Raw genomic sequence first — 21,497 nt, 5'->3', positions numbered from 1 at the left:
GTCATTGCTGGTGGTGCGTGGCGCCGGACAGGAAGGGCACGAGTGGTCGCCGAGTGCCCGATCGGCTGAAGCATGGTCAATCTAGAGCATCGCCAAGGGAGTTGGGGCGAAGGTGTGGGCGAATTGTGGACAAAGTCTGAGGCCGTCTCCACGCCCCCGCCGCCACCCCCGTCCGACGCGGACAGGGGTGGCGGAAACGCTCAGCGGCCGGTGAAGGAAAGGCTGGTCGCGTCGTAGCGCGTACCGGCGATCCGCCCGGCCGGCGCGGCGGCCTCGATCGCCGCGAGGTCCTCGGCGGACAGCTCGACGGCCAGCGCCGAGAGGTTCTCCTCCAGGTTGCTCCGGCGCCGCGTGCCGGGGATCGGCACCACGTCGTCGCCCCGGTGCTGCACCCAGGCGAGGGCGAGCCGGCCGGTGCTGACCCCCTTCGCCGCGGCGAGCTCGTCCAGCCGCGCCACGATGGCCAGATTCCGCTCCAGGTTGCCCTCCGCGAACCGGGGCTGGGTCCGCCGTACGTCGGTCTCGGCCAAGCCGTCGAGCGACCGGTAGCGACCGGTCAGGAAGCCGCGCCCCAGCGGCGAGAACGGTACGAGGCCGATGCCGAGCTCACGGCAGACCGGGGCGATCTCCGCCTCCAGGTCACGCGTCCACAGCGACCACTCGCTCTGCAGCGCCGCGATCGGGTGCACCGCCTGCGCCCGGCGTACGGTGGCCGCGCCGGCCTCGGAGAGCCCGAGGTGGCGCACCTTGCCCGCCCGGACGAGCTCCGCCATCGCGCCCACGGTCTCCTCGATCGGCACCTCCGGGTCGACCCGGTGCTGGTAGTACAGGTCGATGTGGTCCACGCCGAGCCGCCGCAGCGACGCCTCGCACGCCTTCCGCACATGGGCGGCGTCCCCGCGCACCCGGGTGGCCTCGCCCAGCCGGTTCACGAAGCCGAACTTCGTGGCGATCACGACCTCGTCCCGCCGCCCGGCGACGGCCCGCCCGACCAGCTCCTCGTTGTGCCCGGCCCCGTAGAAGTCGGCCGTGTCCAGCAGGGTCACGCCGAGGTCCAGCGCGCGGTGGATCGTCGCGACGGACCGCGCGTCGTCCGCGGAACCGTAGCCGTGGCTCATGCCCATGCACCCCAGGCCCTGTGCGGACACCTCCAGGGCGCCCAGGCGCCGGGTGGAAACCTTCGTCATGCCGCTGCCTCCTGTACTCGGGATCACGGCTCGGGACGCTAGGCGCTGGAGCGCGCTCCAAGTCAAACGGCGGGGCGCCCTCCCTGGCATGGCGGCCCGGGAACGCGGGCAGTCGCGCGGTACGACGACCCGCACGGGCGAAGGAGGGTGTGGGGCATGGAGGCCGCCGTACGCCGTCACCTCGACATCGAAGGCCCGGACGCGGCGATGCGCGCCAGGCAGGAGGTTCTCCGCCTGCTGCGCGAGGCCGGCCACCGCGCGGGGGCGCCGGACGGGGACGGCGCGCCGGTGGACCGGACCGCCGAGAGCGACGCGGTCCTGGTGGTCACCGAACTCGTGGTCAACGCGGTCCGGCACGCCGGGGGCGTCCGCGCCCTGGACCTGGTCCTCGACCGGAGCGGCCTCGGCATCGCCGTCACCGACCGTGCCCCCGACCCGCCGGCCCCGCGCACCCCGTCGCTCACCGGGGAGGGCGGACTCGGCCTCGCCATCGTGGCCAGGCTCTCGGGCGCGCGGATGACCTGCCGCCCGGCCCCGGGGGGCAAGTCCGTCCACGTCCACCTGCCGCTGTCCTCCCCGGAGGGGGGACGCGCGCCGGAGGGATGACGAGCGGCGTACGCGATCACGGCAGCCCGCGAGCGGGCTGCCGTCGCTGTGTGAGCGGCCGCACGCGCCGGGTCCCGCCCCGGCCGGATAGGCGAAGCGGAATTCACGTAAAAATTGACGTATATGTCCGCGCGGCGCACACTCGGGATGAAGACCCTCCCCTCCCTCCAGGAGGAGGTATGACCAGGTCGCCCGTATCCCCGCCGCCCGCCCCGGACGGCCGCGCCGACAGCACGCGGATGCGCGTACGCACGGTGCCGGTGCCGGCCGGGACCAGGACGGTCGTGCGCCTCGGCGGCGAGATCGACATGGACAGCGCCGTCGCGCTGGAGGCGGCCCTCACGGACGTCCTGGCCGGAGGGGTGGACGGCAGCCCGCTCGTCCTCGACATGTCCGACGTCACGTTCTGCGACTCGACGGCCCTCAACGCGCTGTTGCGGGTCCGCCGTCTCGCCCTGCGCGGGCACGGCTCCCTGTCGATCGCCTCGGCGAGCGACCAGGTGGCCCGCCTCCTCGACCTCACCGGCACCGGCGAACTCTTCCGGCCGCCGGACCCGGCCTGAGCGGGCCGCGCCGCGCCTCGCAGGAACCGCCGAAGGAGTGCTCATGTCCACCGGCCGATCCCCGGAAACCCTCGTCCGACCCCGCGGTACGTCCCCGGCCGCCGTCCGGCGGCGGGCTCTCGACGGCCTGGCCGCACCGGAACGCCCGACCGAGGTCTCCACCGACACCGCGCGGGCCCTCTCGACGGCGCTCTTCGCCCGGCTCCGCGAGCTCGACGAGGGCACACCGGAGCACGCCTACCTCCGCAACACGCTCGTCGAGCTCAACCTCAGCCTGGTCAAGTTCGCCGCGCGCCGCTTCCGGGGCCGCCCCGAGCCCGCCGAGGACATCGTCCAGGTCGGCGCCATCGGGCTCATCAAGGCGATCGACCGCTTCGACCCCGACCGTGGGGTCGAGTTCTCCGCGTTCGCGCTGCCGACCGTCGTCGGCGAGATGAAACGGTTCTTTCGTGACACGGGCTGGGCCGTCCACGTCCCCCGCCGGCTCCAGGAGCTGCGCATCGCCCTCGTCCGGGCCTCCGACGCGCTCGAACAGGACGAGGGCCACCGGCCCAGCCGCGCCGAACTCGCCGACCGTCTCGACCTCACCGAGGCCGAGGTCGCGGAGGGGGAGCTGGCCGCCAACGCCTACTCCGTCCACTCCCTCGACGCCCCCGTCGGAGCCGAGGACGACGACAACGCCCCGCAGGGAGTCGTCGGCCGCCGCATCGCCGTGACGGAGCCCGGCTACGAGCTCATCGACGACCTGGAGTCCCTCGGACCGCTGGTCGCCCGCCTCGACGCCCGCGACCGCGAGATCCTCGCCCTCCGCTTCGGCGAGGACCTGACCCAGGCCGAGATCGGCCTGCGCGTGGGCCTCTCCCAGATGCACGTCTCCCGCGTCCTCGCCCGCATCCTCGGCGACCTCAGAAGGGACCTCCTGACGGACGCGCCTCAGGAAACCCGTTAGACAGGAGGGGAGTTCCGCCCGGTACGGTGCCGTGTCGTACGACGTACGCACCCCGCCACCACGGAGGATCCCCCTGCGCATCGACCTCGTCGTCCTCCACACCGACCGCCTGGAAGACTGCCGCGCGTTCTACACCGGACTGGGGCTGACCTTCGTCCGGGAACGGCACGGTACGGGCCCCGAGCACTACGCGGCCGTCCTCGCCGACGGTGCCGTCCTGGAGCTGTACCCGGCGACCGGCCGCCCGCCGACCGGGCACCTCCGCCTCGGCCTCGCCGCACCGGCCGGGGCCGCCGGGGCCCGCCGCCGGGTCCTGACCGACCCGGACGGCCGCACTGTCGTCGTCACGCCCGGCTGAAGGGACCCGCCCACCCGCCTCATCGAGGCCGGTCGGGCCGCTCGGGCAGGTCCTGCTCCGTCCAGATCGTCTTGCCGCGCGTCGTGTAGCGGCTGCCCCAGCGGCTCGTCAGCTGGGCGACCAGGAAGAGGCCCCGGCCCCCCTCGTCCGTCACCAGGGCGCGGCGGAGCCGGGGCTGGGTGCTGCTCGGGTCCGACACCTCGCACACCAGCACCCGGTCCCGGACCAGGCGCACGGTGACCGGCCCCCCGGCGTACCGCATCGCGTTGGTGACGAGCTCGCTCACGATCAGCTCCGTGCTGAACACCAGCTCGTCCAGCCCCCATTCCTCGAGCCGCCCCCGGACGTCGGCGCGCGCGTCGCCCACCGCCGCGAGGTCCGCGGGGTACTCCCACACCGCCGTGGACTCCTCGGGAACGGCGTGGGTACGGGCCAGCAGGAGGGTGATGTCGTCGGCCGGGTTCTCGGCGTGCGGGCTCCGCGCGAGCACCGCCTCACCGAGCGACGCCGGGCTCCCGAAGTCCCCGCTCAGCTCGGCGAGATCCGCCTTCAGCCGCTCGGAACCGGCCGCCACGTCCCGCCCGAGGAGCCCGTCGGTGTAGCAGACCAGCGTGCTCCCCGGCGGCAGGGTGAGGGTGGTGACCTCGAAGGGATGGTCCCCGACGCCGAGCAGCGGCCCCGGGGCGAGGGGGACGAAGGCGACCTCGCCCGCCGGGGTGACGAGGGCGGGCGGCGGATGACCGGCGGACGCCATCCGGCAGGTGCGGGCGACCGGATCGTAGACGGCGAACAGACACGAGCCGCCGACGGTGTCCGGATGCTCGGCCTCGATCTGCATCCGCCGCACCAGATCGTCCAGCCGGGCCAGCAACTCGTCCGGGGGAAGGTCGAGTTCGGCGAGGGTCTGGACGGCGGTACGCAGCCGGGCCATGGTCGCCGCCGCCTCCAGGCCGTGCCCGACGACATCGCCGACGACGAGCCCGACCCGCAGCGACGACAGGTCGAAGGCGTCGTACCAGTCGCCGCCCACGCTGACCGAACCCCCCGCGGGCAGATAGAAGCCCGCCGTCTCCGCGGCGGTGCTGCGCGTCGCCGCGGGCGGCAGCAGACTGCGCTGGAGGACGACCGCCGTCTGGTGCTCGCGGGCGAACCGGAACGCGTTGTCGATGGCGGTCGCGGTCCGCGCGCACAGGTCGTGCATCAGCCGGATGTCGGTCTCGTCGAAGGGCGTCGCGCCCCGCGTGCGGTACACCGCCGCGTACCCGAAGAACCGTCCGCGCCGGTAGAGCGGGCAGCCCAGCGAGGCGTGCGTGCCCTCGGGCAGGAAGCGGGCGATCCGCTCCGGATCGCCGCCGAGGATCCGCCGCGCCTGCTCCGCGTCCGCGACCAGCACGTCCCCGACGAACTTGGCGGCGATCTCCGGCGACTCCGCCACCCGGGGGATCGCCTCGCCCACCTGGATCAGCCGCTCCGGCCACGCCCCCTCGGAGGTCCGCACCGCCACCCGGCGCGGCGCGGACGCCTCCTGGCCCGGATAGCCGGGCGCCGGGTCGCGGCCTTCCAGGACGTCCTCGGGGTAGTCGACCGTCGCGTGGTCGCCCAGCCCCGGCACAAGCACCCGGGTGAGGTCCCGCGCCACCTGGACCACGTCGAGCGACTGCCCGATCTCGAACGCCCCGCGGTACGCGGCGTCGATGCGCTGGCCGGGCCCCGCCTCCACCACCCGGGACGCCTCGACCATGACGCCCCGGGGCGTGCCGAGCACGTCCTCCACGCGGAAGCACGACAGGGAGAGCGCCGACGAGCCGCCGGCCGGCACCGGCTCGTAGACGCCCCCGGCGAGCGGGACCCCCGTGGCGGCCACGTCCTCGAACGCCGCCCCCGCTGTGCCGCTCCCGTCCCGCGCGGCCAGCCGTACCAGCCAGTCCTCGCCGGCCCCCGGAGGGCGCAGCGCCTCCATGGCCGCGTTGGTCCGCACGAGACGCCCGGTGATGTCGTACTGGGCGACGCCGATGCCGTCCTGGGCCAGCAGCGCCCGCGCGATGTCCCGGTCCTGGTCCCAGCCGCACGCCTCGTCGGGCGCCAGCGCCAGGACCAGCCGCTCGGCGGAGCCGTCCGCTCCGGACACCCGGACGTCCGCCTCCACCACCCGGCCCGACCGGTGCCGCAGCCGCACCCGCCGCCCGGCCGTCGGATCGCCGGGCTCCGGCACCTCGCCCAGCACCTCGCGGGCCGGCCGGCCCGTCATCTCCTCGCCGGTCCAGCCGAGCAGCCGCTGGGCGGCCCTCGACCACCACACGACCCGCCCGTCGGCGTCGAGCAGGGCCGCCGCGACACCGGCGAGCGGCGACCCGCCCCGAGGCCGGGGTTCGGCGTCCCCGGCCGGGTTGCTCGGTCCCACGCGGCCTCCTCGTCGGCCAGGGGTATCCGGCCCTGCTGCCAGGATGCGCCCGCACGACGGGGCGGGCACGCCGGGACACCGCCGACCGCTGGTGACGCTCCGTGAGGGGCGACCGCTCGCCCGGCCCTCGCTCCGCCCGCCCACTCCGCGGACGGCGGGGCGGGAGGGCGCCGTCGGGTGCTATCGTCCCGCCCATGCAGCACACCACCGGCCTCGCCATGATGCGAATGATGCCCCCGACCCCGGAGGCGCTTCGCTAGCGAAGCCGTGTGCGCACTGGATGCGACGGACCCTCCGGAGACGGAGGGTCCTTTTTTGTTGCCCAGGACCGGACCGGCGCGGCGATCCCGCTCCCTCCCTCGCCCCTTCCCGCCCGACAGCTCGCACCACGCCCTCACTCGACAGCACGCCCTCCCTCGACAGAACGGCGACGAACCCGTCATGACCCTTCTCCCGGTCGTCTCCCTCACCGACTGCGCCGACCCCAACGCGCTCGCCCGCCAGTCCACCCGGATCGCCACCCTCTTCGGCTCCACGCCGACCGTCCTGCCGCTGGGCGGCCCGGACCCGGAGGGTGCCGCCGCCCTCACCCTGCTCGACCTGCTCCGCTCCACGGACCTGATCGGCGGCCCGAGCCGACCGGTCGTGGTGCTCGTCAACATCGCCCCGAGGGACGGGCACTGGCCCAACGGCGTGCCCTTCTGCTACTTCCGGCACGGGGACCACCTGGTCATCACCACCGCGAGCCGGCGGGTCCTCGCCCCGCTGGCGACCTACCTCGGCCTGACGGAGGTCCAGGTCACCGACGTACGCCAGGTGCTGGAGGCAGCCGCCGGCGGCTGGGCCGAGCTGACGGCGGCCGAGATCGAGGAGATGGTGCGGACCCAGTTCCGGAGCCTCTGGTACGTGCCCCTGCTCGCCCGCTGGCTGGCGGACGGCCGGACGGTCCCCGCCGAGCCGATGGCGGTGCACCCGTCCGCCGAGGACGAGGTGCGCGTCGCCGTCGTGGACAACTTCGGCAACTGCAAGCTGGACCGCCCCGCCACCGAACTCCCCGGCTACGACCGGGCGAAGAGCCTCCTCGTCCACAACCGGCTCGAAGGCCGGGACGTCCGGGTGCGGTGTTACGACCGGCTCCCCGACGTCCCGCTGGGCGAGCCCGGCATCACCGTCGGCAGCTCCGGCGTCGGCTTCGCCGAACTGGTCGTCCGCGGCGGTTCGGCGGCGGACACCTTCGGCCTCAGCCAGGGCGACCGGGTGTTCCAGCTCGCCGGCTGACACCGCCCGCCCACCCGTTCGCCCCGCGCCCGCCCGTTCGCCCCTCGTCCTCTCGCCCGCTCAGCCCCAGGTACGGGAGCAGAGGACGAGCCGGTATCCGTCCGGGTCCTCGACCGTCACCCCGTACTCGTCCCAGTACGGGTTGTGCGACGCCACCCGCGTCCCGCCTGCCGCGATCAGCCGCTCGACGAGCGCTTCCTCGGGCGGCTCGCCCAGGTAGAGGACGAAGAGGTCGTCGACGGTGGGCGTGGGGTCGAGCGGGGCCGCCGGGTCGCGGGTGAGCTCGAAGTGCCACCCGCCGTCCGCGGGCCCGACCATCAGCAGGTCGTGCTTGCCGGGCCCGCTCGCGGTGGAGCGCCACTGCACGGCGAGGCCCAGACCGTCGACGTAGAAGCGCTCGGCGGCGGCGAGATCGCGGGAGGGGCGCGCGATCCGGACGTGGGTGGTGGGCGCGATCACGCGGACTCCTCCAGCGCGGCGCGCCACACGGGGCTGTCGACGTAGTGGTTGTCGTAGCGCTCCGCCGAGTCCGCGATCTCCTGGACGTCGGCCTCGCCGCGCATGACCCGGCCGAGCAGCCGCAGGTAGTCGAAGCGGCCCATGCCGGGGGTGAACACGAACAGCACGTCCGCCGTGCGGCCGGGCGCGGCGGCGAAGGCGTGCGGGGTGTGCGGGGGCACCGCGAGGAAGTCGCCCGCGTGGAGCACCGTGACCTCCTCGCCGACGAGGACCCGGAGGGAGCCGCTGATCACGAAGAACAGCTCGGTCGCCTTGGTGTGGAAGTGGGCGGGCGCTCCCACGGCCCCCTCGGCGAAGGTGGAGCGGTAGCTGGTGAAGCCGTCGGCCGTACGGTCCGAGTCGGCGAGCAGCGTCATCACGCTGCTCGGGTCGGCACAGGTCTCGGCCTCGTCGTGCCGGGTGAGCAGGGGCGGGAAGGGCGCGGTGGCCGGAGTCTTCTCGATCATCAGGCGACCCTATGATCTTGGACCCCGTTTCGGCGACGGTCCCGAGAGGGGCCGTCGCGGGCGTGGCCTTCGTACCGCCGGGGCTCCTGTCAGGCCCCGTCCCGACAGTCCACCTCCGCCTCCGCTGTCGCCGCCCGAAATCCGCTTGTGTCGTCCGCGCCCCGGCCCCACCATGGCGCCGTGACGAACGCAGCCCGGCAGGACGTGCCGGAAGCCCGCCGGCCGGTCGCGCTGGTGACCGGCGTCGGCCGGTCCGTGAGCATCGGCGCGGGTGTCGCCGCCCGACTGGCCCGGTCGGGCTGGGACATCGCCTTCACCTACTGGTCGCCGTACGACGACCGCATGCCCTGGGGCGCCGAGGCCGGCGCGCCCGAGGCCATGGCTCGGGCCCTGGCGGAGCACGGGGCCAGGACGGCGGCGGTGGAGGCGGACCTCGCGGAGCCGAGCGCCGCGGAGCGCGTCTTCGACGAGGTCGAGCGGCGTCTCGGCGGGGTGACCGCCCTGGTGATGTGCCACTGCGAGTCGGTCGACTCCGGCCTCCTCGACACGACGGTCGAGAGCTTCGACCGCCACTTCGCCGTGAACGCGCGCGCCCCCTGGCTGCTGATCCGCGAGTACGGCCGCCGGTTCCGGGGCACCCCGGGCACGGGCCGCGTCATCAGCCTGACCAGCGACCACACCGTCGGCAACCTGCCCTACGGGGCCAGCAAGGGCGCTCTGGACCGCATCACCCTGGCCGCGGCCCACGAGCTCGCCCCTCTCGGCGTGACGGCCAATGTCGTCAACCCCGGCCCCGTGGACACCGGCTGGATGGACGACACCATCCGGGAGCGGGTGCTGCGGGGGACACCGCTGGGCCGCATGGGCACCCCTCAGGACACCGCGCATCTGGTCGACTTCCTCTGCTCGGCCCAGGGGCAGTGGATCAACGGCCAGCTGCTGAAGAGCAACGGCGGCCTCGGCTCCTGACGGTGCCGGCTCAGCGGGGACCGGGCCGCCGCCACACGAGGGTGTAGCGCCAGAACAGGCGCCGCCGCAGCCGGGCGCCCGGCAGTACGACGCGGGCCTCCGCGACGATGTCGCCGAAGCACATCTCCGCCGGCCGGGTCCGGGCCGTCATCGCCTCCGGCCGGGCGGCGGCCCTGCGGCCCCCGTTCCTCCCCCAGCCCATGGCGGCGTTCAGCGGGACGGCGGCGGCGCCGAGGAGATGGTCCCCGAAGGTCCGCGCCCGGAACAGGCCGACGACGACCAGGGTCCCGCCGGGAGCGAGGTGCCGGCGGAAGCCGGTCAGGGCGTCCGAGAAGGGCAGATGGTGGAGCGTGGCGACGCAGGTGATGACGTCGTAGGGCCCGGCGGGGATCCCGTTCAGCCCGTCCGCGACCGTGAAGTCCGCCCGGCTCGCCGGCGGCGTCAGCTCCCGCGCCCGCGCGGTGATCACCGGATCGGAGTCGATCCCCAGGACCTCCTCGCCGCGCGTGGCCAACAGCCGGGCGAGGTCGCCGCTGCCGGACCCGACGTCGAGCGCGCGGCGGAAGCGCCCGGGCAACTGCCGCATGATCCAAGGGTGGTAGTGCGCGTTGTGGTCCCAGGGGTGGGCGGCGTTGAACCGTTCGAGCGCCAGGAAGAACCGCCGCGGCAGAGAGGTCATGCCACCAGTCCACCAGAACCGGGACCGGCAGCGACGTCGCCCCGGACCCGACGGGCCTGGGGCGACCGTGAACTCTCCTTACCGCACAACGACGTTGTGCGCCGGAAAGATCGTGGGCTGGACGTCGGCGTGACCGAGGTCGGCGAGGATCGGGCCGAAGGTCCGCGCGTGGTGCTCCAGGGCTTCCACGCTCTCCCAGACCTCCGTCACGCGGAATCCGCCGTCGACCGGCCCCGCCGCGTGCGAGACGAGCCCGGTGTTCGGCAGGTCGGCGAAGCGCGAGAAGCCCCGCCCCTCGGTGACCCGCTCGATGACGGCGTCGTAGAGCTCCTGTCCGGCGCCGGGGAAATCGAAGCTGACGATGATGGCCATGAGTTGCCCCTGTCTCGTTACCGCCGCGTCGGTGCGACGGGCGCCCGATCCTAGCCACGGGTGATCGCTTCCTGGCGCACGGTGATGGGCCGCGGAGCCGGTGCTCCCCGGGGCGAACGGCCGGTGCCCGTAGGGGCGATGCGGGTTTCCCCGGCACCGGGCGGGGCCCGCTGCGCTCTCTGTTCGACAGGCGACCGGTCGCCGCCGCGTGCCTCTCCCGGTCGCGGCCTCCCTCGCGCGGGGGGTCTGCCGTGGCAGGCCCGGACATGACAAGGAGTCCTGTCTCCACCTAGTCTTCCGGCATGAAGATGCTGGTGGGGGGCCTGACGGCGGGGCTCGGTTTCGGGGCGGTCGCGGGGCTGGTGGCCGCGGGAGCGTCGCGGCACGGCGTTCCGGACGCGCCGGTCGCGGTGTTCCTGTGGACGGCCTTCGGGGAGATTCCGGCCCTGGCCATGACCACGGGGTGGGCCTTCGCCGGGCTCGTCGTCTGCCTGGCCTGGATGAGCGCCTCACCGGGCACGGGCGCGGTGATCGGTGCCCTCGTCCTTCCGGCGGCCCACGCGGCGTTCTCCGTGACGGCGACCGCCGCGGGCGGCGACGGCGGACTCCTGACGGAGTGGCTGCTCGTGGCGTGGCTGGTCGGTGGGCTGTTGGGCGCGGCCACGGGATGGGTCAGGCGGACCCTGGTGCCGGCGACCGGCTGACCGGGGCCGGGCCGGTGATCCGGCCGCGCACCCAGGGCCGTTCCGCCCCACGGGCTCGCGCCGGCGGTCGGGCCCCCGACGGGCGGTCGTACGAGGAAGGGCGGTCCCCGACGGGTGGTCGTACGAGGAAGGGCGGGCCCCCGACGGGCGGTCGTACGAGGAAGGGCGGGCCCGGCTGAGCGGGCCCGCCCTCGTCCGCTCGCGTCAGCGCGTGCGTACCGACCTCAGGGGTGGTGGAACCGGACCTCGGGGTGGGCCGGGTCCGGACCGTCGAGGAGCGGCTGGTCCTCGCCCCGCAGGTGCTCGTCGAAGAACGCGGCGACGTACGCGCGGGTGACGGAGACGGCGCGCTCGGCCGGGAGGTCACCGTGCGGGAGACCGAGGTGGCCGAGGAGCACGGGCGCGTCGGAGAAGCCGAGGTGGTCGGCGCCGGTGACGGTCAGCCAGTGCTTCGCACCGCGCAGGCCCGCCCACGTCCTGTCCCAGGAGGCGTCGTCCCCGCCCGGCCCGTGGGAGTCGGTGCCCAGGAACAGGAACGGACGTCCGCCGAGCCCGTCCGCCGGCAGCTCGTCCCAGAACGTGCCGTCCATGTTCACCCCGGCGTCGATCCGCCGGTCCGAGGCCATGGCGGTGCCCGCGCTCGCCCCGCCGATCGAGTGGCCGGCCATGCCGATCCGCTTCCGGTCGATGGAGGACGCGTACTTCCAGGCGGGCCGGGGGCCGGTCAGCCGGTCCAGGACGAACCGGGTGTCGGCCGCGCGGGTCCCCGTCACCACCGAGCCCTTGCTCCAGCCGCTCTCCTCCATCACGGTGCACGCCACGCAGGTCAGCGTCCGTCCGCCCGGCACCGACGTACCGGACGCCTCGTAGGCGTGGTCGAGCGAGGCCACGACGTAGCCGCGTGAGGCGAGGTCCACGGCGAGTCCGGTGAGGGTGTAGCGCCCCATGCCGAAGCCGGGGGACAGCACCACCAGCGGGTGCCGTCCGGGGGCGGGTCGCACGTCCACCGCGCTGTGCGTACGGGCCTTCGCCACCTGCCGGATCAGCGCCGGGTCGGCCACCGACACGGCCTCGAGGAGCAGCCGGGCCTCCTCCCGGGTGGCGTACGCCGCCGGACGGCCGTGCGCCGAACGGGCCGCCGGATAGTGCAGGGTGACCATGAGCTCCCGGCCATCGGCCTCGGGCACCCACGGGTCGGTGCGGGAGCGGTCCACGAGGTGCAGGACGGAACTCCCCACCTTGTGCGGCCCGGTGGGCGCGGGCATCCGCAGGGCCCCGGCCGGCCGGTCGGCGAGGGACGCCGGCGTGTTCTGCGGGACGGAGACCGCGACCGGTGGGGGAGCCGAAGCCGAAGTCGGGGCGGCGGCGGTGGCGGTGGTGGCCGCGGGTAACGCGACGGCGCAGGCGAGCAGGGCGGTGGCAGCCGCCCGGATCAGTGTGTTCATGCCGAGGACGCTACGGCCCCGGCGCCGGTCCCCGCGTCCTCCCACGGTCGCAACCGGACACCCGGAGCCGTACGACCCGGGTCTGACGCCCGTCCTCCCCGCCCCGGCGAATCTCCTTTGCGCCCGCGGCAGTCGGTGGCCTAGTTTCCCGGACGAGCCGTCACCTGCGGAAACGAAGGCGAGGCGGCGGCACGGCACGACGAGCGACGAGCGGGCGAAGCCCGGAGGGACGGTGGGACCATGTGGCCGCGAGTGAACGGCATGCGGGTGCTGGAGCTGGGCACGCCCGGCGAGATGAGGGAGCGGCTGACGGGGCTGGTGCTGGCCGGGCGGAAGACCGCGACCACCGGCCTGCTGTCCGAGTACGTGGAGGAGGCCGAGGGCCTCGAGTTCGCGGGGGAGCGTCTGGCGCTCGTCGGGGACGAGGGTACCCACGTCGCCACGATCGAGATCACCGGTGTCGAGGTCGTCGCGTACCGGGAGGTCACCTGGGAGCACGCCGCCGCCGAGGGGGAGGGCGACCGCTCCCTGGAGGACTGGCGGGCCGGCCACTCCGGCTTCTGGGCGGGCATCGGCACCCCGGTGGCAGAGGACACGCCCGTGGTCTGCATGCGCTTCCAGGTCGTCGACCGCCTCTGAGCCCGACCTTCTATGTCCGACATGGATGGTCAATAGAATGTCCGGATGAAGGACATCGACGCGATCGCGATGCTGCAGGACCCGGTGCGCCGCCGCCTCTACGAGTACGTGGTGGCGCAGGGGCGCGAGGTCGGCCGCAACGAGGCCGCCGAGGGGGCCGGCGTCGCGCGGACGCTGGCCGCGCATCACCTGGACAAACTGACCGAGGCCGGACTGCTGGAGAGCGGCAGCCGCCGGCTCACGGGGCGCTCCGGGCCGGGTGCGGGCCGCCCCGCCAAGGTGTACACGCGGGCGGCGGGTGAGCGCACGGTGTCGCTGCCCGGCCGCGACTACCGCACCGCCGCCGAGCTCCTCGCCGAAGCCGCGGAGGAGGCCGGCCTGGACGCCGGGCTCACCGCCGCCGCGCGCCGCCGGGGTGAGGCCCTGCGCGGCTCGGCGGAGCCGTGCGGCGGCCTCGACGAGGCCATGGCGATCCTCGCCGCGCGCGGCTACGAACCCCGCCTCGAAGCGGCCGAAGGAGTCGGGGGAGCCGAGGGGGAGGACGGCGGCGCCGAAGGGGACGGCGGCGGAGCCGAAGGCGGGGGCGCGGAGCCCGGCGCCGTCATCCGGATGCGCAACTGCCCCTTCCACGCCGTCGCCGAAGCCTTCCCGCCGCTCGTCTGCGGCATGAACCTCGCCCTGCTGGAAGGGCTGTTCGGTGTCGACGGCCCCCTCCGCGCACGGATGGACGCCCGCCCGGGGGAGTGCTGTGTCGTGGTCCGAGCTTCTAAAAACAACGAGCATTGACATAGAAAACGCGGCCGTGCTGGGATGAGGTCATGACCACCCCAGCCGCGCCCGCCGCCGTCCACCTCGCCCAGCTCAACGTGGCCACCCTGCGCCACCCCCTCGACGACCCGCGCATCGCGCCTTTCGTCGAGGCGCTCGACCCGGTCAACGCCGCCGCCGACGGCGCGCCCGGATTCGTGTGGCGGCTCGTGGGGGAGGGCGCGGGCGACGCGACCGGGCTGCGGCCGGCGGGCGAGGACGTCATCGTCAACCTCAGCGTCTGGGAGACCCAGGACGCCCTGTGGGACTTCGCCTACCGCAGTGGGCACCTGGACGTCATGCGGCGCCGGCGCGAGTGGTTCCAGCGGCACGTCGAGGCGCACCTGGTGCTGTGGTGGGTCCCCGCCGGTCACGTCCCGACCGTCGCCGAGGCCCTGGAGCGGCTGGCGGAGCTGCGCGAGAACGGGCCGTCCCCGCGCGCGTTCACCTTCGCCTCGTCCTATACCGCGGACGAGGCCGCCGCTCACAGCGCCCCGTAGCCGCACCGCAGGCGGCCGGCCGGGCCGAGGTCGGGCGCGAGCGGCCCGGGAGGGTCAGACCTTCCCGCCGCGCAGGGCGCGCGTCAGGCGGACGACCCCGTACACGAGCAGCACGTTCACGGCCGCGCCGGCCGTGACGAGCGCGGCCGAGGCGAACGGATTGCCGGTGGCGTCCGGGTCCGGGTCGGTCTCCGGGTCGAGGAGGGCGAGCGGGTAGAGCACCCCGATCGTCACCAGCACCGAGCCCGGAAAGGTGGACAGGTGCAGGACGTCGAGGAATCCGTCGGGCCGCGCGCCCGCGACGGCGCGGGCCAGTCCGGCCGCCGCGACGAGGCCGACGTAGCCGTACGCCAGGAGTCGGCCGACGCGGACCTTGCGGCCGGGGCGCGGGGCGCCGCCGGTGGGGGACGAGTCGCCGGTGTGGGGGGAGTTCATGGGTGAGTTTCCTTGGTGCGGTCGGGTGCCCGAAGGGCCCGCGCCCCCGTGGACGACGGGGGCGCGGGCCCCAGGCCCTCAGTATTGAACATGTTCAAGGGGGAAGTCGACCCCGGGTGCGGTCACCCGGGGTCGCGTCACGCCCCGGTCAGAACTTGTTTCGGACGACCTTCCGCAGATTGCTGCCCAACTTGTCCCAGTACTTCTTCGCCATCGCCTCGTTGAAGCTCCGGCCGAGGACCGCCGCGCCGCCGCCGAGGTGGCCGCGGATCTCCAGCTTCATCCGGCCCTTCTTCTTGTAGAGGTCGAAGCCGACCCAGCCGCCCGGCCAGTCCGGGTGCCCGAAGCGGGCGCCGAGCTGGAGGTAGCTCTTGCCGATGCTGTTGACGTTGACCGGGAAGTACCACGACACGCCCAGGACGACGGGGCGGAGGGTGAAGTCCTGCCCCTCCCGGGTGATCTTGTTCGGGCGGCCCGGGATCGGGAAGACCGCCTTGAAGTGGCTCTTCCAGTACTTGAACACGGACTTGTCCGACGCGCCGGTCTTGCCGAGGTCGTAGTGCCGGTAGTAGTCGGCGAGGCCGCTGGAGTCGCTGCACCCGACCGGGTCGCCGCCGCAGTACACGTAGGCGTTCCTGCCGCCCGCGTACTTCGGGTCGGCCTGGAGGAACCGGCCGGTGGCCGGGTCGTAGGCGCGCGCCCCGGTCAGCACGAGACCGCTGAGGGTCTCGCTGGACACCTGGGCGGAGCCGAGCCAGCCGTAGCGGGCGGCGAGGGTGTCGTCGACCGGCAGGCCGTACTCGTCGTAGCGCTGGACCGAGGACTCGGCCGGGGTGGTCAGGTCCAGCTGGACCGAGACGTCCCCGTGCAGGTTCGTCAGCTGGAGCACGACGCTGCCGCCGGGCCCGGTGATCGCGCCGAGCCCGCCGGTGAGATCGTTGACGAATCGGTTCACCTTGCCGTCGGAGGTCACCGCCCAGTCCGGGCTCGACGAGTCGTCGCCGAAGTGCTGGGTCACGGTGCCGACGGTGCTCCAGGTGCCGTCCTGGCCCTGCGACCAGGTCGTGGCCACGGCCGGACGGCTCGCGGCGTCGAGGTCCCAGACGCGCCGCTGGGTGCCCACGGTCTCCGAGCGGAGCAGGTCGCCGGTGAAGTACTCCAGCGTGGCGGCGCCGTGGGTGGTGGCGCGGCCGAAGGCGTCGTACGTCCGGCCGACACCGGTCAGCCGGTCGGCGCTGTCGTAGGCGTACGACTCCGGGGTGACGACGGCGTCGGCGGTGGCCGGGTCGCAGTCGTCCAGGGTCGTGGACTTCGACGTCCGGTTGCTGTTGGCGTCGAAGCCGTACGACCGGACCGCGCAGCCCGCCGCGGACGTGTCCGCGGCGCTGGTCAGCCGGCCCGCCCCGTCATAGCCGAGGACGGTGGAGACACCGGTGCCGTCGGTCAGGCTGTGGCCCGCCATGCGGCCGTTGACCCGGTACTCGGCGATGTCCGCGAGGACCGTCGTGCCGGCGGCGTCCGTGTACTCGCGGGCGGTCGTCCGGTCCGCGGGGTCGGTCGTCACCTTCAGCCGGTAGCCGCCCGGGAGCTGCTGGCCGGTCAGCCGGCCGTCCGCGTCATAGGAGGCGGTGAAGGTGCCCGCGGCGGAGTCGCCGAGGCTCGTGAGCCGGCCCGCGGCGTCGTAGCCGTAGGTGGTGCTCGCCCCGGTGGAGTCCGCCGACTTCACCGGCCGGTCCAGCAGGTCGTACTCGGTCGTGGCGGTGTTGCCCGCCCCGTCCCGGTACGAGACGAGCCGGCCGAGCGTGTCGTACCCGTAGGAGATCGTCTTGCCGCCGGACGTCTGGCCCGTCGTCTTCCCGGTCTCGGGGTCGTACGTGAACACCGTCTCCGGCACGGCCGTGCCGGGACCGCCGCTCGCACTCGTCCGGGCGCGCCGCCCGGCGTCGTCGTAGCCGACGGTGCTGGTGAGCGTGGCGCCGTTGGCCGTGCGGGTGGTGGTGGCCACCCCGCCCCAGCGGTTGTACGTGTACGCGGTCGTGGCCACGTCCGCGGGCGTGCCGCCCGTGACCTTGCCCGCGGGCTCGGTACGGCAGAGCAGCCCGGCCCACTCCGGACGCGCGGCGCACGCGCCGGTGCCGTCGGCGGTCCAGTACGTGTACGTCAGGGTGCCGGCGTCGCCGCCGTTCGAGGCGGGCAGGCTGGTGGTGGCCGGCTTGCCGTCCGCGCGGTAGGTGGAGCGGGTGTTGCCGACCTGGTTGCCCTGACCGTCCCGCGTGACCAGCTCCTCGCCGGTCGCCCAGTTGTACGTGGTCACCGTGGTCCGGGTGTCCGCGTCCTGCGGGTAGCCCTCGATGGCCGCGCCCGTCACCGAGGAGGTCGGCAGGCCCGAGACGGCGGCGTCCGCCGGACGTCCCTCGTCGTGCTTGTCGGCCGTGTGCTCACGGGCCGGGACCAGCGCGCCCGCCGGCAGGGCCGGGTTGGCGCCCGAGGCCGCCACCGGGCCCGCCAGGGACACCAGGCGCAGGGGGCCGTAGGAGTGCAGCACCCGCTGGCCGTCGGCCGAGTACACCGTGGCGGCGGAGAGCCGCTCGGCCCGCTCGGCGGTGCTCAGGCCGGTCAGGCCGAGCGCGGCGAGCTGCGCGGCCGCGTCCGGACCGGCGCCGAGGGCGAGGTCGCGGTTGGCGGCGGACAGCGACGACACCTCGTTGCCGAAGGCGTCGTACTCGGTGGTGGTCAGACCGCCACCGGGGGTCGCCGTGTTGGTCTCCCGTCCGTTGGCGTCGACGTAGGTGATCGACGCGCGGCCGTAGCCGGCCGCCGTCAGGTCGGCTCCGGTGGAGGAGGCCGGCACGGAGTCGGCGGGGAAGACCGCCGTCGCGTCGGTCGGGACCTCGCTCTGCGCCCAGGCGCCGACCGTGGCCGGGTCCATCGTGCGCGGCGCGGCGGCGCCGGACAGCGGGACGTCGTAGACGACGGTGCTGGTCGCGGTGGACTCCACGGTGTTCGTCGTGCCCTGCTTCAGGGTCGGACGGGTCACCTTCAGGAGCATGCCCTCACCGGCGGTGAGCGACGAACCGGCCTTGCCGTAGTGGAAGTTCCACGGCTGCTCGGTGCCCGGCATCATCCAGAAGACGCGGCCCGCCGCGTCGTAGGAGTACTGCACCTGCGTGGCCTGCGAGTAGTGCGGGTTCCACTGCTGGCGCAGCCGGCCGGACTTGTCGTACCGGTAGCGGGACAGGACCTCGTCACGGGCGGCACCCGCGCCGGGGTCGGTGGCCCACAGCTTGATCGACGCGACCTGGCCCGCGAAGTCGCCGAAGTCGGCGGCCGTGGACCAGCCGGTGGCCGTGGTGGCCGTCGCGTACACGAACTCGATGACGCGGCAGCCCTTGGTGGACGGCGCGGCCTGGCACGTCGCGGCCGTGACGGCCTCGGACGGGGAGATCAGGTACTTCGGGCGGACGACCGTCCCGGTGCCCTGCCCGACGGTCTCGGACACGACGGTGACCGTCGAGTCGTCCACGGCGGCGGCCGAGGTCGCGAGCGTCCAGGTGGTGGCGCCCGCGCCCGCCTTGGTGAAGACGGTGACGGTCGCGTCGGTGTCCTTCAGCGTGAAGGAGTCGCCGGTGAGCGTGCCGGTCAGGGTGAGCGTCCCGGCGCCCGCCTCGGGCTCCCAGCCGCCGCCCGCCTTCGCGGTGAAGGCCGTGGAGCCGCCGTCGGCGTCGAGGATCTCCACGGAGGTCGCGGAGGTCTTCCGCAGCTGCGTGTAGCCGCTGCCGGACGTCTCGGCGCTCACGGAGGAGACCCAGCCGGGGCCGAACACGGCCGCCTGGCCCTCCGAGTCGTCAGGGTTGGCGCGCGAGGAGGCGGTCCGGTTGACGGCCACGTCGAACGCCTGGACGTCCTTGGCGCTCAGCTTGTAGTCACCGGTGAGCAGGTTCACCGAACCCGGGCCGACCTGGGCGGTCGGTGCCTCGCCCGCGTTGCGGTCGACGACGACCTCGGCCTCGGGAGAGGCGTCGGTGGTGCTCCCGTCGCCGAACACCGCGCGGACGTCCACCGGGCCGTCGTTGGCCAGGGTGTCGGTGATGTTCCAGTACAGGGAGGCCGGCTTGCCGCCGGTCACCGCGAACGGCCAGGCGCCGACCGCGCCGCCGTCGAGGGAACGGCGCACGTCGGCGACGGGCACGTCCTTCCATGCGTCGGCCTCGCCGTGCCGGTACTGGTAGCGCACGCCGGTGTACGTGGACCGGCCCTCGGAGGCCAGCACCACGCGCCGGGCCGGGCGGTCGCCCTCGGCCGGGGAGACCAGGGCCGCGCCCTTGCCGGCGGAGAAGGCGTACACCGTGTCGGCGGAAACGTTGCCCGCCGCGTCCCGGGTGTGCGCGGTGAGGGTGTGCGGGCCCGCCTTGAACACGAGCGGCCTGGTGACGGCGGCGCCGGTGGTGGCGGCGGTGACCCAGGCGCCCGAGTCCAGGCGGTACCGGACGTCCTTCACGTCGCCGGCCGGCGGGGTGAAGGTGAAGGAACCGGTGAAGTCGCCGTCCGCGTCCGGGGTTCCGGACCACTGCCCGGCCGGGAAGTCCGCCGAGGAGACGGCGGTGGCGGCCGGCTTGGAGGTGTCGACGGTGAAGGTCTGCCAGGCGGACCAGGTGCCGTTCCAGCTGGTGCCGTCGTGGACGGCGGCACGCCACTTGTAGGCGCCCGGAGCCAGCGCGGTGGCCGGGGTCCACGGCGCGTTGGCGCCGGAGGCCACGGAGGCCGACTTGCCGGTCTGGAGCGCCGCGGTTCCGGCGGAGGCCCAGATCTCGTAGGTGAGCTGGACGGTGTTGCCGTCGGCGTCGGTGGCCTTGCCCGTCAGGGTCGGGGTGGTGTCGTTGGTCGACGTGCCCGACAGCGGGGAGAGCGGCGTCGCCGCGCCCGGCTTGGTGTTGTACGTGACCGTCAGGGACGGCTCGTACGCGGCGTTGTGGGAGCCGTCCGTCTGGTTCGCCGAGTGGTAGCGGCGCCAGGTCAGGACGTCGGTCTCGTCCACGGCGGCGATCCGCACACCGTGGTTCGGCTGGCCGTCGGCCCACGCCTGCACGATGGCGTCGACGTCCCAGGAGACGTGGCCGGCCGGGCAGCTCGCGCTGTAGCCCTTGGCGGACTTGTTCACCACGGCGCCGGTGGCGGTCGTGGCCGGCTGCTGCGACCAGGAGATGGCCGAGGGGTCCCAGGCGCCGGTGATCCGGCGGACCTCGTTGCCCGAGTTGGCGGTGTTGCAGCTCGACGCGTAGGTCGAGTACAGGCGCAGGTCGGTGTCCGTGATCACCTTGCCCTTGTACTTGTCCACGTTGAACTGGAGGAAGGAGCGGGCCTTCTCCGAGCCGTTGTACGTGCCCGCCTTCAGCTCGGTCGAGCCGCGCTGCGAGGTCAGGTAGTCGTCGTACTGGATCCAGGTGTCGGTGACCGGCCCCATGAGGGAGTCGGTCGGGTCGATCGTCACCGGGTAGACGAGCTTCGGGTCCGCGAGGAACTTCGCGTCCGGCTTCAGGACCAGGACCTGGCCCTCGCCGTCCGCGCCCTTCTCGATCTCGACGTCGACGGCGGCCATGTGCCGGGCGTCGCCGGAGGCGCGGTCGTAGGTGGAGTCCCACATCACCGGTGCGGGAGCGGTGGCCTTGGCCCTGCTCCGGGTGTCGTCCCAGCGCAGCCGCTTGTCCGGGGTCTCCTTCAGGGTCAGGCCGTCGGCCTCGACCGGAATCCGGTACTCCACCGGCCCCTTGGGCGCCTCGTGGAGGACGACGGAGTGCGAGAAGCCCTCCTTGAGGGCGGTGACGACCAGGTCGCCGCCGGCGACGGCGCCCTTGTAGGTGGCGGTCGAGCCCTTGAGCTCCGGCGCGGGCAGCCTGCCCGCCCAGCCGATGCCGAGCGACTGCGCGCCGCGGGCGACCTCGACCAGCGGTTCGCCCGAACCGCCGTCGGACAGCGACACGTCGGCCGCGGCCCGCTTGGGCTTGATGGCGGAGCCCGTGTCCACGAGCGACGTGTCGATGGGCTGCCAGCGGCCGGCCGCGTCCTTGACGCGGATGGGGCCGGTGTACGAGCGGACCTGGGTGCCGCCGTCCGGCAGCGCGTAGGAACTCGTGGAGTCGGTGCGCTCGTCGAGGATCTCGATCTCGCGCTTCTGGAGCCGCGCCGACAGGTGGGCCGTGGCCGCGTCCCGCGCCTCGGCGGGGCCGAGGGCCGGCTTGTCGGCGGTGGGGGCGGCAGGGGTGTTCCCGGGTACGGCGGTCGCCTGGCCGGCCAGAAGCGTCTGGGCCGTGAGAGCGGCGGAAGCCAGGGCGGCGACGGCGCGCAAGCGCCTGCCCGAACGCCGGGCCGGCGGCACTGCGGAGCCGCCGGCCCGGGATATGAAGTGGTTCACGTAGGACGGAATCCCTTGGACGGAGTGGTGCTGACCTGGGGAATCCCACACCATGCCGGGCGCGGCCCGGTACGCCGCCCCCCTCCCCGTTACCCCTCCGCAACAAAGGGCCTGACGCCGTCTCAACCCGCCCCGCACAACTCCCGTGGACGCACCCCGCATTGACGTCCGAGGCCCGAATCCTTCCCGTCCGTCCGCGCGGCGACGTACGGGACGCGCCCAACCGGCCGG

The 21,497-nt window shown here is 74.1% G+C and carries 19 protein-coding genes; 10 read left to right on the top strand and 9 right to left on the bottom strand.

What is annotated here, in order from left to right:
- Positions 1 to 200: 200 nt before the first annotated feature.
- Complete coding sequence (locus ACIGHB_RS19340) at positions 201 to 1,187, bottom strand: aldo/keto reductase (protein ID WP_399914513.1); 987 nt, start codon at positions 1,185 to 1,187, stop codon at positions 201 to 203.
- Between the two features lie 156 nt (positions 1,188 to 1,343).
- On the opposite strand from ACIGHB_RS19340, the gene ACIGHB_RS19335 reads away from it, so the two are divergent.
- From ACIGHB_RS19335 to ACIGHB_RS19320, 4 genes are all read left to right on the top strand, one after another.
- On the top strand, positions 1,344 to 1,793 hold the full coding sequence (locus ACIGHB_RS19335; RefSeq protein ID WP_399914511.1) for an ATP-binding protein: 450 nt from the start codon (positions 1,344 to 1,346) through the stop codon (positions 1,791 to 1,793).
- 179 nt (positions 1,794 to 1,972) lie between these two features.
- Positions 1,973 to 2,356: an STAS domain-containing protein gene (locus tag ACIGHB_RS19330; RefSeq protein WP_360309802.1), complete on the top strand. Its 384-nt coding sequence runs from the start codon at positions 1,973 to 1,975 to the stop codon at positions 2,354 to 2,356.
- Positions 2,357 to 2,399: 43 nt separating this feature from the next.
- Positions 2,400 to 3,305 carry a SigB/SigF/SigG family RNA polymerase sigma factor gene (locus ACIGHB_RS19325; protein WP_399914509.1) on the top strand — a complete coding sequence of 302 codons (906 nt, stop codon included), beginning with the start codon at positions 2,400 to 2,402 and terminating at the stop codon, positions 3,303 to 3,305.
- Between the two features lie 31 nt (positions 3,306 to 3,336).
- Positions 3,337 to 3,663, top strand: coding sequence for a VOC family protein (locus ACIGHB_RS19320; protein ID WP_399914508.1), 327 nt, complete (start codon positions 3,337 to 3,339; stop codon positions 3,661 to 3,663).
- A 19-nt stretch (positions 3,664 to 3,682) separates the two neighbouring features.
- Here ACIGHB_RS19320 and ACIGHB_RS19315 read toward each other — a convergent pair whose 3' ends face one another.
- A complete protein-coding gene (locus ACIGHB_RS19315; protein ID WP_399914506.1) occupies positions 3,683 to 6,064 on the bottom strand; it encodes a SpoIIE family protein phosphatase in 2,382 nt (793 codons plus the stop codon).
- A gap of 441 nt (positions 6,065 to 6,505) precedes the next feature.
- Between ACIGHB_RS19315 and ACIGHB_RS19310 the strand changes: the two genes are divergently transcribed.
- A complete protein-coding gene (locus ACIGHB_RS19310) occupies positions 6,506 to 7,342 on the top strand; it encodes an SAM hydroxide adenosyltransferase (protein ID WP_399914504.1) in 837 nt (278 codons plus the stop codon).
- Positions 7,343 to 7,402: 60 nt separating this feature from the next.
- On the opposite strand, the gene ACIGHB_RS19305 is transcribed toward ACIGHB_RS19310, so the two are convergent.
- Positions 7,403 to 7,801, bottom strand: a complete 399-nt coding sequence (locus ACIGHB_RS19305; RefSeq protein ID WP_399914502.1) for a VOC family protein — start codon at positions 7,799 to 7,801, stop codon at positions 7,403 to 7,405.
- Positions 7,798 to 8,307: a cupin domain-containing protein gene (locus ACIGHB_RS19300; RefSeq protein WP_360309790.1), complete on the bottom strand. Its 510-nt coding sequence runs from the start codon at positions 8,305 to 8,307 to the stop codon at positions 7,798 to 7,800. Before ACIGHB_RS19300 ends, ACIGHB_RS19305 begins: the two co-directional genes overlap by 4 nt.
- Before the next feature lie 180 nt (positions 8,308 to 8,487).
- Between ACIGHB_RS19300 and ACIGHB_RS19295 the strand changes: the two genes are divergently transcribed.
- Complete coding sequence (locus ACIGHB_RS19295) at positions 8,488 to 9,276, top strand: SDR family oxidoreductase (protein WP_399914499.1); 789 nt, start codon at positions 8,488 to 8,490, stop codon at positions 9,274 to 9,276.
- Positions 9,277 to 9,286: 10 nt separating this feature from the next.
- Here ACIGHB_RS19295 and ACIGHB_RS19290 read toward each other — a convergent pair whose 3' ends face one another.
- Both ACIGHB_RS19290 and ACIGHB_RS19285 read right to left on the bottom strand, forming a co-directional pair.
- A complete protein-coding gene (locus tag ACIGHB_RS19290; RefSeq protein ID WP_399914498.1) occupies positions 9,287 to 9,955 on the bottom strand; it encodes a class I SAM-dependent methyltransferase in 669 nt (222 codons plus the stop codon).
- A 78-nt stretch (positions 9,956 to 10,033) separates the two neighbouring features.
- A complete protein-coding gene (locus ACIGHB_RS19285) occupies positions 10,034 to 10,327 on the bottom strand; it encodes a hypothetical protein (RefSeq protein WP_399914496.1) in 294 nt (97 codons plus the stop codon).
- A 302-nt stretch (positions 10,328 to 10,629) separates the two neighbouring features.
- On the opposite strand from ACIGHB_RS19285, the gene ACIGHB_RS19280 reads away from it, so the two are divergent.
- On the top strand, positions 10,630 to 11,031 hold the full coding sequence (locus ACIGHB_RS19280) for a hypothetical protein (RefSeq protein WP_399914494.1): 402 nt from the start codon (positions 10,630 to 10,632) through the stop codon (positions 11,029 to 11,031).
- Positions 11,032 to 11,255: 224 nt separating this feature from the next.
- On the opposite strand, the gene ACIGHB_RS19275 is transcribed toward ACIGHB_RS19280, so the two are convergent.
- Positions 11,256 to 12,476: an alpha/beta hydrolase family protein gene (locus ACIGHB_RS19275; protein ID WP_399914492.1), complete on the bottom strand. Its 1,221-nt coding sequence runs from the start codon at positions 12,474 to 12,476 to the stop codon at positions 11,256 to 11,258.
- A 240-nt stretch (positions 12,477 to 12,716) separates the two neighbouring features.
- Here ACIGHB_RS19275 and ACIGHB_RS19270 point away from each other — a divergent pair, with 240 nt between their 5' ends.
- From ACIGHB_RS19270 to ACIGHB_RS19260, 3 genes are read left to right on the top strand one after another with little or no spacing between them, the layout of a single operon-like run.
- Entirely contained in the window at positions 12,717 to 13,115 is a 399-nt protein-coding gene (locus ACIGHB_RS19270) for an ASCH domain-containing protein (protein ID WP_399914490.1), read from the top strand.
- Between the two features lie 45 nt (positions 13,116 to 13,160).
- Positions 13,161 to 13,901: a helix-turn-helix transcriptional regulator gene (locus ACIGHB_RS19265; RefSeq protein ID WP_399914488.1), complete on the top strand. Its 741-nt coding sequence runs from the start codon at positions 13,161 to 13,163 to the stop codon at positions 13,899 to 13,901.
- Between the two features lie 32 nt (positions 13,902 to 13,933).
- Positions 13,934 to 14,422: a DUF3291 domain-containing protein gene (locus ACIGHB_RS19260; RefSeq protein ID WP_399914486.1), complete on the top strand. Its 489-nt coding sequence runs from the start codon at positions 13,934 to 13,936 to the stop codon at positions 14,420 to 14,422.
- 54 nt (positions 14,423 to 14,476) lie between these two features.
- Here ACIGHB_RS19260 and ACIGHB_RS19255 read toward each other — a convergent pair whose 3' ends face one another.
- Positions 14,477 to 14,857 carry a hypothetical protein gene (locus ACIGHB_RS19255; RefSeq protein ID WP_360309772.1) on the bottom strand — a complete coding sequence of 127 codons (381 nt, stop codon included), beginning with the start codon at positions 14,855 to 14,857 and terminating at the stop codon, positions 14,477 to 14,479.
- Positions 14,858 to 15,005: 148 nt separating this feature from the next.
- Positions 15,006 to 21,266: a DNRLRE domain-containing protein gene (locus ACIGHB_RS19250; protein WP_399914483.1), complete on the bottom strand. Its 6,261-nt coding sequence runs from the start codon at positions 21,264 to 21,266 to the stop codon at positions 15,006 to 15,008.
- Positions 21,267 to 21,497: the final 231 nt, after the last annotated feature.

Source organism: Streptomyces sp. NPDC085460, from assembly GCF_044541975.1.
GTDB lineage: Bacteria > Actinomycetota > Actinomycetes > Streptomycetales > Streptomycetaceae > Streptomyces.
This window is presented reverse-complemented; position numbering and strand designations above follow the sequence as displayed.